At 43.2% G+C, this 12,911-nt stretch carries 13 protein-coding genes; 5 read left to right on the forward strand and 8 right to left on the reverse strand.

The features are described 5' to 3' along the window. Window positions 1-17: 17 nt before the first annotated feature. From RDQ32_RS03170 to RDQ32_RS03190, 5 genes are all read right to left on the reverse strand, one after another. Window positions 18-1,061 (reverse strand): polyprenyl synthetase family protein, encoded by a 1,044-nt coding sequence (locus RDQ32_RS03170; protein ID WP_308579094.1) that lies wholly within the window; start codon window positions 1,059-1,061, stop codon window positions 18-20. After that, window positions 1,054-1,317: an exodeoxyribonuclease VII small subunit gene (locus RDQ32_RS03175; protein ID WP_007157010.1), complete on the reverse strand. Its 264-nt coding sequence runs from the start codon at window positions 1,315-1,317 to the stop codon at window positions 1,054-1,056. Before RDQ32_RS03175 ends, RDQ32_RS03170 begins: the two co-directional genes overlap by 8 nt. A 165-nt stretch (window positions 1,318-1,482) precedes the next feature. Then, a complete protein-coding gene (xseA, locus tag RDQ32_RS03180) occupies window positions 1,483-2,901 on the reverse strand; it encodes an exodeoxyribonuclease VII large subunit (RefSeq protein WP_308579095.1) in 1,419 nt (472 codons plus the stop codon). Between the two features lie 171 nt (window positions 2,902-3,072). Further along, window positions 3,073-3,630 (reverse strand): transcription antitermination factor NusB, encoded by a 558-nt coding sequence (nusB, locus tag RDQ32_RS03185; RefSeq protein ID WP_007157012.1) that lies wholly within the window; start codon window positions 3,628-3,630, stop codon window positions 3,073-3,075. Further along, the gene (locus tag RDQ32_RS03190) at window positions 3,623-4,006 is read right to left on the reverse strand and encodes an Asp23/Gls24 family envelope stress response protein (RefSeq protein WP_040649042.1); all 384 of its coding nucleotides are present in this window, start codon (window positions 4,004-4,006) and stop codon (window positions 3,623-3,625) included. The genes nusB and RDQ32_RS03190 overlap by 8 nt, the downstream gene beginning before the upstream one ends. A 628-nt stretch (window positions 4,007-4,634) precedes the next feature. Between RDQ32_RS03190 and RDQ32_RS03195 the strand changes: the two genes are divergently transcribed. Further along, window positions 4,635-5,144, forward strand: a complete 510-nt coding sequence (locus RDQ32_RS03195) for a BrnT family toxin (protein ID WP_308579096.1) — start codon at window positions 4,635-4,637, stop codon at window positions 5,142-5,144. Between the two features lie 135 nt (window positions 5,145-5,279). Here the strand turns inward: RDQ32_RS03195 and RDQ32_RS03200 are convergent, their stop codons facing one another. Next, window positions 5,280-6,206: a cell wall-binding protein gene (locus RDQ32_RS03200; protein ID WP_308579097.1), complete on the reverse strand. Its 927-nt coding sequence runs from the start codon at window positions 6,204-6,206 to the stop codon at window positions 5,280-5,282. A gap of 400 nt (window positions 6,207-6,606) precedes the next feature. Further along, complete coding sequence (gene rfbH, locus RDQ32_RS03205; protein ID WP_007157017.1) at window positions 6,607-7,962, reverse strand: lipopolysaccharide biosynthesis protein RfbH; 1,356 nt, start codon at window positions 7,960-7,962, stop codon at window positions 6,607-6,609. A 315-nt stretch (window positions 7,963-8,277) separates the two neighbouring features. On the opposite strand from rfbH, the gene RDQ32_RS03210 reads away from it, so the two are divergent. The 4 genes from RDQ32_RS03210 to RDQ32_RS03225 all read left to right on the forward strand — a co-directional run bounded on the left by RDQ32_RS03210 (window position 8,278) and on the right by RDQ32_RS03225 (window position 10,522). Continuing rightward, the gene (locus RDQ32_RS03210; protein WP_007157019.1) at window positions 8,278-9,594 is read left to right on the forward strand and encodes an ATP/GTP-binding protein; all 1,317 of its coding nucleotides are present in this window, start codon (window positions 8,278-8,280) and stop codon (window positions 9,592-9,594) included. 218 nt (window positions 9,595-9,812) lie between these two features. Next, window positions 9,813-10,097 (forward strand): hypothetical protein, encoded by a 285-nt coding sequence (locus RDQ32_RS03215; protein WP_040648747.1) that lies wholly within the window; start codon window positions 9,813-9,815, stop codon window positions 10,095-10,097. Then, entirely contained in the window at window positions 10,081-10,323 is a 243-nt protein-coding gene (locus tag RDQ32_RS03220) for a hypothetical protein (RefSeq protein ID WP_007157021.1), read from the forward strand. The genes RDQ32_RS03215 and RDQ32_RS03220 overlap by 17 nt, the downstream gene beginning before the upstream one ends. After that, the gene (locus RDQ32_RS03225; RefSeq protein WP_007157022.1) at window positions 10,307-10,522 is read left to right on the forward strand and encodes a DUF4160 domain-containing protein; all 216 of its coding nucleotides are present in this window, start codon (window positions 10,307-10,309) and stop codon (window positions 10,520-10,522) included. Before RDQ32_RS03220 ends, RDQ32_RS03225 begins: the two co-directional genes overlap by 17 nt. 143 nt (window positions 10,523-10,665) lie before the next feature. On the opposite strand, the gene RDQ32_RS03230 is transcribed toward RDQ32_RS03225, so the two are convergent. Next, window positions 10,666-12,729 carry an IdeS/Mac family cysteine endopeptidase gene (locus tag RDQ32_RS03230; RefSeq protein ID WP_007157024.1) on the reverse strand — a complete coding sequence of 688 codons (2,064 nt, stop codon included), beginning with the start codon at window positions 12,727-12,729 and terminating at the stop codon, window positions 10,666-10,668. Window positions 12,730-12,911: the final 182 nt, after the last annotated feature.

The raw sequence follows: 12,911 nt of genomic DNA on the forward strand, positions 1-12,911 counted from the left end.
CTAACTCTTTCATTCCTCTAATTTCTTCTGGAACAAAGATACTGACTAAAGGAAAGAAGAAAATCCAATGCTTCCCCATCTACCGCATTTCGATCCAAGCTTTGTAAGAGGCTTCTGCCCTCTTCCGTATACTGCTCCACCATGGCCTCCGCCTTCTCCATGCCATAAAGGCTAAGAGCCGTAGTTTTCGCCTGTTCCGCATCAGAGTGGATGGGCTTTCCCAGTTCGGAAAAGCTGGAAATCTCATCCAAAATATCATCCCGAATCTGGAAGGCCAGGCCGATTTTCTCTCCAAAGGAAGACAGCTTCTCCTGCTCTTCCGGATTAGCCCCTCCCAGTAAAGCCCCGATTTCTAAGGAAGCGGAAAGGAGGGCTGCGGTTTTCTTTTTGTAAATAAAGAAAAGCTCTTCCTCCGTCAGAGGCTGTCCGGTTTTTTCAATATCCAGCACCTGTCCCCCAATCATGCCCTCTATCCCGGCGGACTTTGCCAAAATCTTAAGGCCTTGCATGATAGGGGAAAGAAGTTCCACGCTGTTGCCCTTTTTCCCTTCCCTTTCCAAAACTTCCAAAACCCATTGAAAAGCATAAAGACTTAAGGAATCTCCTGCCAGTATCCCCTGAGCCTCCGTAAAACGGTACCAGGTAGCTTCTTTTCCTCTACGATACTTGTCATTATCCATGGCAGGCAGGTCATCATGACAGAGAGAAAAGCTATGAATCATCTCCATGGCCAGCATAAAAGCTTCAGTCAAGGGTAGGAAAAGCTTCTGTCTCTCCTCCCCGGCGAAAAGCAAAAAGGCCTCTCGAAGCAGGATGGGACGAATCCGTTTTCCGCCTACCATAAGACTGTAGTTCATGGCTTCTATTCCGGTCTTCGCAGGCCCCTTTTCCTCCGGCAAAAATGTGGTCAGAATGGCTTCCACTTCCTCTCTTCTCTTTTGAAATCCCTCTTCCACGGAATGATTCCCCATCTCGGTGCCCTGATTTCCCATCTCGGCACCCTGATTCCTCATTTCGGCACCCTGATTCCTCATTTCGGCACCCTGATTTCCCTTAAGCATCCAAGCCACCCTTTTGCTCGCTGTCTAAAAGCTTCACCTGCTTTTCAATCTGGTCAATGCTTTCATTAGCTTCCTTCAGCAAAGAAACCGCCTTTTGGTAGATGGCAAAGCTTTTTTCCAAGCTATCCTCGCCCTCCATCTTCTCCAAAAGTCCATCCAGATTTTCAAAAATCTCGTTTAAATCCTTCTTTTCCTTCTGCTCTTTCTCCGCCTTCTTCAGCTTCTGCTCTTCGACTTTCTTTTCCTCTGTTCCCATACAGGCTCCTTTCTCTAGGCGTTTCTCCTATTCTATACCAAGCTGCTATTGCTCCGGCTTTTATACTTAAGCTCTATTTCGTGAGTTTTCCATGCATATCCACTATTGCTTTAACTTTTCCGGCCCAAACCTCTATTCCTTCGGCTTTTCCAATCCAAGCCTCTATTACTCCGGCTTCTCCGCCCCAAGCCGCTCTTCCTTCTGCTTTTCCAAAACCTTGGCCTTGGCAGTGCCGTCCGTAAAATGAATCTGTAAAATCTCTCCCATTTTCACCTGCTCCACACTGCTCATCCGCTTACCGTCTTCCCTTTGCACATAGGAAAATCCCTTGGACAGCAGGCGCAGGGGGGAAAGGGCATCGAATTGCTCGGAAAGGATAGCTAACTGATGCTTCTTCTTTTCCAGCTTCCCTTCCATGAGACTTGGAAAATGTCGATACCGCTCCTCTTTGTTTTTCGCAAGAAGAATTTTTTCCTTCATCTTGTGGGGAAAGACCTGATACTCTCCCATCCTGTCCTTGGCATTTGTAAGCTTTCGCTCCATCCACTGAGGGAATACCCGGTAAGGAAAAAGCGCCGATTTATTTTCCTGAATGCATAGTTCCATCTGCCTTTGAAAACGACTTTCCAAATCCAAAATTCTATGCTGTTTTCCCTGTAAAATGTTCCTTGGGTGAAGGACGGAAAAACGAAGTTCCTCCTCTTTAACCCTTTGACGCATTTTCTGAATAATACGCTCCATCCTTTGATGGAAGCTATAGGTATAGCTTGCCAAATCATCCACAAACTGCATATAGTCGAAAACTGCAAGCTCCGCCGCCGCAGAGGGAGTGGGTGCTCGCAAATCCGATACAAAGTCCGCAATGGTGGTATCCGTTTCATGTCCCACAGCGGAAATGATGGGGGTGTCCGCATTGAAAATAGCCTTAGCCACCGCCTCTTCGTTAAAGGCCCAAAGGTCCTCTATGGAACCGCCGCCACGCCCTACAATCAGCACATCTAAGCCCATCTGGTCCAGACGGGCAATCCCCTTGCAAATGGAAGCCACAGCCCCCTCACCCTGTACCAAAGCCGGATAGAGGAAAAGCTCCACAAAAGGATTTCTCCGCTTTGCAATTTGGATAATGTCTCTTACCGCCGCTCCGGAGCTTGCGGTAACAATACCGATTTTTCTGGCATACTTGGGAATCGGCTTTTTATACATAGCGTCAAAAAGCCCCATTTCCTGTAATTCCTTCTTCAAGGCCTCAAAGCGAAGGTAGAGATCTCCCTGGCCCGCTTTTTGGAAAGAATCCGCATAAATCTGGTAACTGCCTCCTGCCTCATAAACACCGATACGGCCGGAACACAGCACCTTCATTCCATTTTCCAACGGAAAAGCAAGCCCCGCCCTCTTTCCCGCAAACATAATGCCGGAAAGCTGCGAAGCCTGGTCCTTTAAGGTGAAGTAAATATGTCCCGAAGGATGCATTTTCAAGTTAGAAATTTCCCCACTGACGGTAATGTGGGAAAGGAAGAAGTCTTCCTGCATCATTCGTGCCAGATAGCGATTTACCTGACTAACCGTATATTCTTTATTTGCCATAGGCTGCTGTTGATATCCCGTCACATTTCAAGGCAAAGCTCCCGCCCGAAGTGCACTTTCTCCGCAAGGCATGCGCTTCAGACGTTCTAAAGAGCGAAGTCTCTGCCCGGGGAACACTTTCCCCATACAATAAAGCAATCGCCTCAGTGAAATTGTGATTTGGGATGAATTCTATCCTCTCTTTGGCGCTTTACTATCTTTAGCTTTTGATTTTACGATATGGAAAGACTTTTTCTCCACCTTTCCGGATTTGCTCTTAGAAGACTTGCCCTTCTCTTCTCCCTCACCCTGCTTTCCGGTGATACGAGCCAGGACACCATTGACAAAGGAGCCGGAATCCGCTCCCCCGTACTTCTTCGCAATCTCCACCGCCTCGTTAAAAACCACCTTATCCGGGGTTTCTTCCTGATACTCCAGCTCGTACAAGGCCAAACGAAGAACGGTTAAGTCTGTTTTTGACATACGACTGGTGGTCCAGCCCTCTGTTACCGCGTTGATTCGCTCATCCAAATGAGGAAGCCGTTCCAAAATCTTCATGACTTCCTGAGACAAAAATGCCTCCTCCTCTTCAGAAAGATGTTCTTCTTCCTTCTCCGGAAGTAAAAAGTCCTCATCCTCTTCCTTGCTATAGGAATAATGGCTCAACTGCTCCTGTTTTCCCTCTTCCGGGTAAAATAAGGTGGAAAACAAGAGTTTAAATTTATGGTCTCTTTCTTCTCTCTTATTCATTCTCTTTATTCACCACTCCGGAAATCTTAACATTGACTTCTCTGACTGTTAAACCGGTCATACTGTTAATGCTGGAAACCACTCTTTCCTGTACTGCCTTGGAAACCTCGGGAATCGCATAACCGTAGCAAATGTTTAAGCGCAAATCCACAGCCACTTCCTCACCGGAAATCTCCACCTTAACGCCACGAGCCAGATCCTTAATTCCCATACGGGAAACCAGGGCTCCGGACCAGCCGCCATCCATGGAATCTACGCCATCCACCTCCGTTGCCGCAATGCCGGCAATGATGGAAATGACCTCATCCGCAATGATAACCTCTCCAAAACTATCCTGATCCTGTTCTTCTACTCTATATGCTCTTTGTTCTTCCATGAAGACCTCCCATAAATAACAACAATCTTTTGGAAATTTTACCATAAAAACAGAAAAAAGGAAAAGAAAAAAGGAGGCTGAAGAGAAAAGTAAGAAATAGCTTCGGTTCTAGTACGATAGGCAAGTCCCAACGGGTACGCTCTCGCTGGAACCAAAAAGAGGATGAAAAAGCCAAATTGGTTTTCTGTACAATATAGGCCTGAAATCAGAGGTACGCTCTCGCTGGAACCAAAAAGAGGATGAAAAAAGCCAAATTGGTTTTCTGTACAATATAGGCCTGAAATCAGGGGCACGCTCCCGCTAGCCTCGCCCTGCAGGGGTTCTAAGCTTTTACAAAACAAAAGCTAAGAACCCGCGGGCTCAGACTACCCCTTCTTTCAGACCTATATTGTCGAAAAGTTATTCAATTCGCTTGGTTTTTTATGTCCTCTGTTTATTTGAAAAGGGATTTCTTAGTCTAAAATCCGGCTATGCCTAGACTACCTTTACTCTAATCTCTTAAAAGAAGAAACTAACATCTCATAACAGACTGCATTCTCTTTATTTGATTTCCTATTAGTAATATAAATTTCCGCTTGAAGTATAATTATTATATAATTATACTGTACCTATAGAAAGGTGGTGCCCTATGGAATTCGAATGGGATGAAACCAAAAATCGGATAAACCAAATCAAGCATGGGGTATCCTTTGAAGAAGCAAAAACAGTATTTTATGATGAGCAAGCTCTGCTGGAGTATGACGAGCTTCATTCCGTAAATGAGGACCGTTTTCGTATCCTTGGTTGTAGCGATGAGGGCAATATTCTTCTTGTAGTTCATTGTATACGGGAAGAAACGACAATCCGTATTATCTCATCAAGAAAGGCAACTGCAGCTGAGAAAACAGGCTATGAGGAGTGTAAGGTGATGAAAGATAGAGATGAATTTTTAGAAAAAGAATTTGATTTTAGCAAGGCTATAAAAAATCCGTATGCTAAGGCTCTGAAAAAGCAGATAACCATTAACCTTGACGAAAAAGTAATTCTCTTTTTTAAGAACAAAGCAGAAAACACAGGGATTCCATATCAGACTTTAATTAATCTATATTTAAAGGATTGTGTGAAGAATAATCGTCAACTTGAATTATCATGGAAATAGAGAGCCTGTAAAAAATTATATTTTTCTACGCAATATAGGCCTGAAATCAGAGGCACGCTCCCTTCTTTCAGACCTATAGTATATAAGCTATTCATTTTTTTATTTTTTATAAATACCCTTATTCAAACAGCTTCTTTATTTCGCTACATCCGCCTCTTCATCTACTTCCTCTTCTTCATTGTCATTTTCGCCTTCGTCCTCCGGCTGTTCTTCATCCGGGACTTCAATGGGATCTTCTTCTTTTAAATCGTACTGCTCCATGTCCACCTCCACCTTTTCCTGCCAGGGATTTACCGGACCGGGTACATAAATTCCCATCATAGTATTTCCGTAGTGAGCCTGAAAGGTTCCATTGGGAAGAGCCGTAATTCTGGGAACGGAATTTTCTTTGAGTTCCGCCTCTGCCTTAGCCAAAAGCTCATCCAGCACAATACTGGGCTTTGTTCTATAGGTGCTTTTGGAAAAATATGTAGGCTGACCATTTGTTCCAAGGAACTGCCCCTGATCATTGACAGGATACTGACCCTCCACCTTGGTATTTACCGCCATACTGCCGTTTTCCGAAAAATAATAGGCGTAGCCGTCAATCACAGCCCAGCCCTTCATCATTTTCCCAAGATTCTTCTCTCTGTTATTGAGAAAATACCACTGCTCCCCATCCTTTAACCAACCGATCAGCAGCTTTTCTCTTTGGGGACTGATGTAGTACCAGTCCTCCTTATCCGAAATCCAGTCGGTTAAAGGCGTTCCGGCTTTGGTGTGATAGCCCCACTCTTTATTTTCATATACCCAAACGCCCTGCTCCCTTTCCTCCGCATGAACCAAAATGCTGCAAAGCAGGAATAAAAATAAAAGAAAGAGACAAGCCAAACCACGTAAAGCAGGAACAGGGAGGAGATTGTCTCCACTTTTCAACTCTCCGCCTTTTCCATAAAATTCCGAATTTTTCTCATCAAAAATAACGCGAGCCTTGCTAATGGCATAGGGCTTATGAGCCTGCTGCATTTTCTCTGTCAAGAGTCTATATTCTTCTTCCCGTCTTTGATATGGATTCCTCTTCATGATATATTCTTTCCCCTATTCCTTGGATTATAGTTTCTATTAAAACATTGTTGCTATTAGAGTATTTTTTCTATTAGAGCATTTTCCCATTGGATTCTTGTCTCTGCTGGTTTATTGTCTCCGTTGGATTATTGCCTCTATTGAATTATTGCCTCTATTGAATCATAGTTTCTATAGATTATCGGTTAGAATTAGGGAAAGAATAAAGGAGCAGTATAACAGCAGGCTTATGGAACTAAGTGTATTGATGGCTAACCCTTAGCTTTATATCTGTGATTTCATAAAAAATAAGCATATAAAAAACGGAGCAGCAGACCATTACAGTCTACTGCCCAATTCAAAAGGACAAACAAAATCCTGTCCCGACTCTATCTACATTTTTCAAAAACTGTTCTTAATCCTATAGTCCCTTTAACGCTTTTACCCCTGCGGAAATCTGCTCTGCCATATAGCTTAGCATTTCCTTGGTCATTCCGGGGTAAACGCCAATCCAGAAGGTATGCTCCATAATATAGTCGGTTTCCGTAAGGTCGCCTACCACCCGATACGCATCGGTGTTTCGAATCTGGTTAAAGCAGGGGTGCTTAATCAGGTTTCCGGAAAACAGCAATCGAGTCTGAATATTTCTTTCCTCCAAATAGGCAGTCAAAGCATTTCTCTTTACCGGAGAATCCTTTTTCACGGAAATCAAGAAACCAAACCATGAGGGATCTGCATTTTCCGCAGGCTCCGGAAGAATCAAGTCATCCGTTAAAGAGCTAAGCCGTTCCCGCAGAAAAGCCCAGTTTTCCTTACGTCTTTCAATAAAGCTCGGGAATTTCTTCAGCTGCTCCACACCAACCGCCGCCTGCATATCCGTAACCTTCAGATTATATCCGAAGTGGCTGTAGGTGTATTTATGGTCATAGCCCTTGGGAAGCTCCCCGTACTGCCCCAGGAAGCGGTGCTTACAGAAGTTATCCTGTCCGGAGGGGCAAATGCAGTCCCTTCCCCAATCTCTAAAGGACAAAATCAACTTGGACAGCTGGGCATTGTTGGTATATACTGCTCCACCCTCTCCCATGGTCATGTGATGAGGGGGATAGAAGGAGCTGGTCCCGATATCTCCCCAGGTTCCTGTAAATTTTGTTTCTCCATTAATGGTGTAACGACTGCCTAAAGCATCGCAGTTGTCCTCCACAAGCCAGAGAGAATGCTTTTCGCAAAATGCCTTTACCGCCGATAAATCAAAGGGATTTCCCAAGGTATGGGCAATCATCACCGCCTTGGTTTTCTCGGACAAAGCCTCCTCCAAACGACGAACATCAATGTTGTACTGAGGAACGGTCACATCTACAAAGACAGGCACTGCCCCATACTGCAAAGCGGGCGTTACCGTGGTGGGGAAGCCGCAGGCTACGGTAATGATTTCATCTCCCCGCTTAATCTGCCGCTCTCCCAGCTCCGGTGCGGTTAAGGTCATAAAAGCCAGTAAATTGGCAGAGGATCCGGAATTTACCAAATAGGCATGCTTCACACCGATCCACTCCGCAAATTTCTTCTCAAACTCATCCGCAAAGCGTCCAGTGGTTAGCCAAAAGTCCAAAGTGGCATCCGTTAAGGACAGCATTTCCTTCTCATCAAACACGCGGGATGCATAGCTCACTCTGTCCCCCGGCTCAAAGGGCTTCTTCTGCTCCTTAAAGCTATGGTAATACTCCGCCACCAATGCCTTAATCTCTTCCCTGGCCTCCGCTTCATTTTTCCAATTCTTCATTTATAGTTAGTCTCCTTTATTTCTTAGTTTAAACTCAAACTTTTCTGATGATACTATACGTTTTATTCACCTTAGTGCTTTTCTCATCCTATAGGCACCTTCACAGCCTATACAGGAATGATGGAAAAGCTATCGTTAAGAGTATAGGAGAATCTTTTTCTTTGCAAGGTATTTCCTCTGAAGAAATCTTATCTTTTCAGAAAAACCGGATTACAAAAATAGTCGAAAGCAGAAATTGGATATTAAAAATCAAATTTTTTGATATTTTTTCTTGCATTTAGTATTTCATGATGCTATTATCACCAAAGATGATCTATGGAGGTGGTCAATATGCTCATTGAATTTCGTTTTAAAAATTACCGTTCATTTCGAGACGAAACCGTATTATCTATGGAAGCAAGCGGCATTAATTCTTTAAAAAAGTCACTCATCCCTCTATCCTCTAAAGTAAAGTTACTTCCATCCTGTGCAATATATGGAAAAAATGGTGGCGGTAAAAGTAACGTCATTCGAGCTTTCTGGCTTGCGGTACAGTTTATCCGAAATGCACAGAGAACTCAGCATGATCGTGCCATCATCCCGGTTCGCCCATTTTCCTTAAATGATTATTCAAAAAATGATCCTACAGAATTTGAATTTGTTTACAGTTCTAACGGCGTTCGTTACTGGTATGGTTTTTCAGCAACAAGAGAAAAAATCTTTTCAGAATATCTATACCATGCTCCTAAAGGACAAAAAGCCCTCATTTTTGATAGAAAAGAGCAAAACTTTTCTTTCACAGAAGATAAATCCAAAAGAACTTTAATCGGGAAAATGGTTGCAGAAAATCAACTGTTTTTCTCAGTAGCATGTACTATGAATGACGCAGCATGCGTTTCAGCCATGCAGTGGTTTCGAAATGAAGTATATTTTTCTCGTGACTATTCTGATATTCCCGGTCAAATCTTAGAGTATGCAGAAGATAAGCTGATGCTAAAAGCAATTTCTGATTATGCCAAGGCTGCAGACTTAGGCATTTTGGATGTTCAATTCGAAATCAACAATAAGGAAGTTCGATCAGATGGACCTCTTCCTACAGACATTCCGGAGGACTTCAAAACTGAATTATCACAATTTATACGTGCACTCTCTGAGACCTCCTCTGACGGCACCATTTTACTGCAGCTACAGGAAGTATCTGCTCAAGCAAGCCACCAAGGCGTTAAGAAAGACGGGAAAAAAGATAATTTTTACCTGGATCTTTCTGATGAGTCTGATGGCACCAGAAAGCTTATGGCTCTTGCACCCGCCATTGAATCGGCATTACGAACAGGTGGTATTTTACTGGTAGATGAACTGGAAAAGGAACTCCACCCTCAATTGATCAACTTCGTTGTCGCAAAATTTCAAAGTAAAGACAGTAACAAAAATGGAGCCCAACTCATTTTTACCACTCATAACACAGAGCTTTTAAGCCTGGAATACCTTCGAAAAGATCAGATTTATTTTGCAGATAAACAGAATAGCGACGGTTCTTCCGAACTTTATAGTATCAGTGAATTCTCCACCAGGACCAGTGACAATATCCGTAAAGCGTATCTGGTTGGAAAATATGGTGCCACCCCTAATATTGAAATCGAGGAGGTCGAATAATGCCTCACTTTTTCCAATGTGCATGAAGCCATTGAATATTTGCAGTCTTTACAAAAAAATACATGATTTTCACGGAAAAGAGGAGGGCTAATCCCCTCCTCTTCTGGTTCTTAACTTTGCTAAAGCTTCTTGTTAAAGCTTCTTTTTGATCAGGCTATTACTCTCTATATTTTTTTGTGATAAAATATGTAAACAGTAGAAAGCACAAGGAGAAAAGAATGGAAGAACGAAAAAATTTAGCATTTCTAAGCAATTCCGGTAACTATAGCATTTTCCAATTTCAGAACGATGTTATACGCTTTATGACCTCTCCTCGATTAGAAAAATATCAGAAAGTCCTAGAATGGGATGCAGGCTATTTGGTTGTAATTGCGAAATATAAGGACTTAGCAGAAATAGAAGAATATATTGATTTAGTTCCTATTCTGGAAGATCTTTCTTATGATGTCGATTCCTTTCTATCTCATATTAAGGAGGTGAAAATCCGTGAAGCTACAGGATAAAAAGAAAATTGCAGATGAAGCCGATATGATTATCAATGGCTATGCCTTCACAAAAAAAGAAGACAAGGTCTTCGTTGTCCACTTAGAGTCCTTTCACCATGTTGCTGTAATTTTCCATGATAATATTATTGAAACGAATATGGATGAAATTGAATGTCAAATCGTTTTGGATTATTATCACAAAAACAAAGAATTTTTGGAGAAGAACTATGCCGAAGTATTATAGTTACAAAATTCATGGTTATTATCTCTATTACACAGCATCTTGCGTCATCGAAGCGATGCATGTTCATGCCAGTGATAAGCGACTTACAGAAGCAGGATCTGCAAAATTTTTTGTTAAAGAAAATGGAGACACTACAGTAGCACATAGCGGTATCCTCTCCCAGAGAGACATCCGCCTTATTCAAAATTTCATAAAATAGAATTACAAAGAAATGTATTTAACATGGCGTGAATTATCGGATCAAGATTTTTACGGAAAAGAGGAGGGCTAATCCCCCTCCTCTTCCTGTTCAAAGAAATATTCCTCACAAAGCCTGCAGGAAATTGCTCCTTATATTCCTTCTTAATCTTCCAAGTCTTCCTCACCACCAAAACGCAGATACTGCAAACTATTTATTCTCGCACCTTTCGCCTCTTCGCTGATGGCATTACTGAGATAGCTGAGGTTTCCATTGCCCTTTACGACATAGCGCTTCATGGCCACATCCGTTTCCACGCCGGTTTCATCCTGGTCATCTGAGTCCGTCACATACACGGCACGGAGAAGACCGCTCTCATCATATTCCGCTCCCCAGAGGGTAACCACATGATTATAACTGAAAGTCGTATAAGACAGGCAAACAACGAAGTTATTGGACAGGTAATGCTGCAGACTATTCCCCAAATCACTCAAGCTATTTACCAAGTGCATACCGGTTTGCGGTTTAGTTCCTATAATTCCATATAAAAATCCGCCTCTTGCATCCGGCTGTAAATCCTTATTTTCTATATTGGTTTTTCGGTCTTCTTTTGGAGTATAGCCATTTAGGAAAAGATCCATAAGCGGAACCGTATAGTAGCCCGTCTCATTATTGCCATACATTTCCTTGAAATACTGATAAATCAGGCTTCCCTGTTGCTCCACATCCTGATTCAGCATGTCCTTTAAGCTATATGTATTAGCGCCTACCGTTCTGATAACATCCCCGTTATTTTTGATATAGTCCTCGATTTCTTTTTTATTCTGCTGCAAATACCAATGCAGGGTGTTGCTGGCTGCTGCCGCAAAGCAAAGATTTCGATCAATCTCTTTATTCGTTCCAAAGGGGGCTTTGTTCACATCAAAATAGCCCTGTCCCTCCTCATAGGGAGCTTTGTAATCAATGTAGCCATGATCCTCCGTCTTACGAAAATCACCATTTTCTCCCAATTTTGGAGCTTTAACCCCTTTTACAAAAAGGACAGTCCGCTTTTCTCCCTCCTCCGTTTCATATTCTACTGTATTGTTGTTTTGTCCATTTTCAATTTTTTCTAAAAGCTTCTTTCGCTTGGCAAGCTCTTTTTCCGCCTGCTTTCTCTGCTTTTCAGCCCTTCTTGCCAACTCTTCTTCGGAAAATGTATTTTCTTTTTCCGTCGCTTCAGGGGAAAATCCTGTATTGTCTTCAGTATTACTTACAGAATCGTATTTGCTATCACCGAAAAGGTCTCTTTGCCTTGAGTCGCTCTCAACCGTACCGGAACTATTGCCGGCACCAAAATGAAAGCCTCCGCCAACAGAACTTGCAGAAGAGCCGGAAGCACTTGAAGTAGAGCCGGAAGCACTGGCAAAACTCGAGCCGCTTCCGGAACCGAAGCCTCCGGAGCTTGAACTGCCACCGAAACTTGAGCCACCGCCGGAACCTGAACCGCCGCTAAAGCCGCCTCCGCCACCGGAACCACCGCTTCCACCGGAGCCGGCAATACCCTTAATCCCGGTATTTTGTGCTTCTCCATTTGCATTTATCTGCTGTCCCTCTGCAACTCCTGCCTTAATTTCCTTTTCCACCTGCGCAGAGCGCCGGGAAGAAACGCCCTTCCCTTCTTCATGTACCGGCTTTCCATCCTGAACCCACTGGCCGTTTGCGGAAATGCTGTATCCATCCGAAGTCTTCTCCTCAGTAGCCATGGTTCCATTATCTTTTAGAAAATAACAATAGCCGTCCACCCAGGTCCAGCCCTGAGCCATCTTTCCCCAGTTTGCGGTATCCGTCTTCAAAAAATACCATTTTCCGTCTGCCAGAATCCAGCCATCCTGCATTTTCCCGGTAAGCGGGTCAAAATAATACCAGCTACCGGAAATCTCCTTCCAACCCTTCTGGTTTTGTCCTTCCTCCTGATACTGCCACTGTCCCTCAGCCTGCACCCATTTTCCCTCTGCTTGGGCCGTTAGGGAAAAGAACGGAAGGGTCAGAGCCAGAGGAATAGACAGCATAAAGGAGCGAGAAAAAACGGAAAAGGGATGTCCCCCGTTCTTTCTTGCTCCAATAGTTTTATCAATATATTTTTGTGTATGGTTCCGCACAAGCTTCTGTGAATGCTTTTCAGCTGTATGATAAGCTCTAAATTCTGCCAAGCCATCCTTGACTTGACTATCCTGATCCCATCCCATAATGCTTCTCCTTCTATAGGCGAGTCCATTGTCCTAGGATAGAAACTAACAATCGTCTTCCAATCATATTTCTTAGGGATGGCATCGCTTAAACTAATTTTGCAAAAATGCAAAGTAAAAATCGTAGGTAGTACGGATGATTGAAGAAATTCTGTACTACCTGCAATTTCGGCAAAATCATA

Source organism: uncultured Oribacterium sp. (assembly GCF_902481605.1).
In the GTDB taxonomy this organism is placed as follows: Bacteria; Bacillota; Clostridia; order Lachnospirales; family Lachnospiraceae; genus Oribacterium; species Oribacterium sinus.

Bases quoted from the DNA above. Each gene is read 5' to 3' on its own strand.
- RDQ32_RS03170 (WP_308579094.1), bottom strand. From the start codon at position 1,061: ATGCTTAAGGGAAATCAGGGTGCCGAAATGAGGAATCAGGGTGCCGAA.
- RDQ32_RS03175 (WP_007157010.1), bottom strand. From the start codon at position 1,317: ATGGGAACAGAGGAAAAGAAAGTCGAAGAGCAGAAGCTGAAGAAGGCG.
- xseA (WP_308579095.1), bottom strand. From the start codon at position 2,901: ATGGCAAATAAAGAATATACGGTTAGTCAGGTAAATCGCTATCTGGCA.
- nusB (WP_007157012.1), bottom strand. From the start codon at position 3,630: ATGAATAAGAGAGAAGAAAGAGACCATAAATTTAAACTCTTGTTTTCC.
- RDQ32_RS03190 (WP_040649042.1), bottom strand. From the start codon at position 4,006: ATGGAAGAACAAAGAGCATATAGAGTAGAAGAACAGGATCAGGATAGT.
- RDQ32_RS03195 (WP_308579096.1), top strand. From the start codon at position 4,635: ATGGAATTCGAATGGGATGAAACCAAAAATCGGATAAACCAAATCAAG.
- RDQ32_RS03200 (WP_308579097.1), bottom strand. From the start codon at position 6,206: ATGAAGAGGAATCCATATCAAAGACGGGAAGAAGAATATAGACTCTTG.
- rfbH (WP_007157017.1), bottom strand. From the start codon at position 7,962: ATGAAGAATTGGAAAAATGAAGCGGAGGCCAGGGAAGAGATTAAGGCA.
- RDQ32_RS03210 (WP_007157019.1), top strand. From the start codon at position 8,278: ATGGAGGTGGTCAATATGCTCATTGAATTTCGTTTTAAAAATTACCGT.
- RDQ32_RS03215 (WP_040648747.1), top strand. From the start codon at position 9,813: ATGGAAGAACGAAAAAATTTAGCATTTCTAAGCAATTCCGGTAACTAT.
- RDQ32_RS03225 (WP_007157022.1), top strand. From the start codon at position 10,307: ATGCCGAAGTATTATAGTTACAAAATTCATGGTTATTATCTCTATTAC.
- RDQ32_RS03230 (WP_007157024.1), bottom strand. From the start codon at position 12,729: ATGGGATGGGATCAGGATAGTCAAGTCAAGGATGGCTTGGCAGAATTT.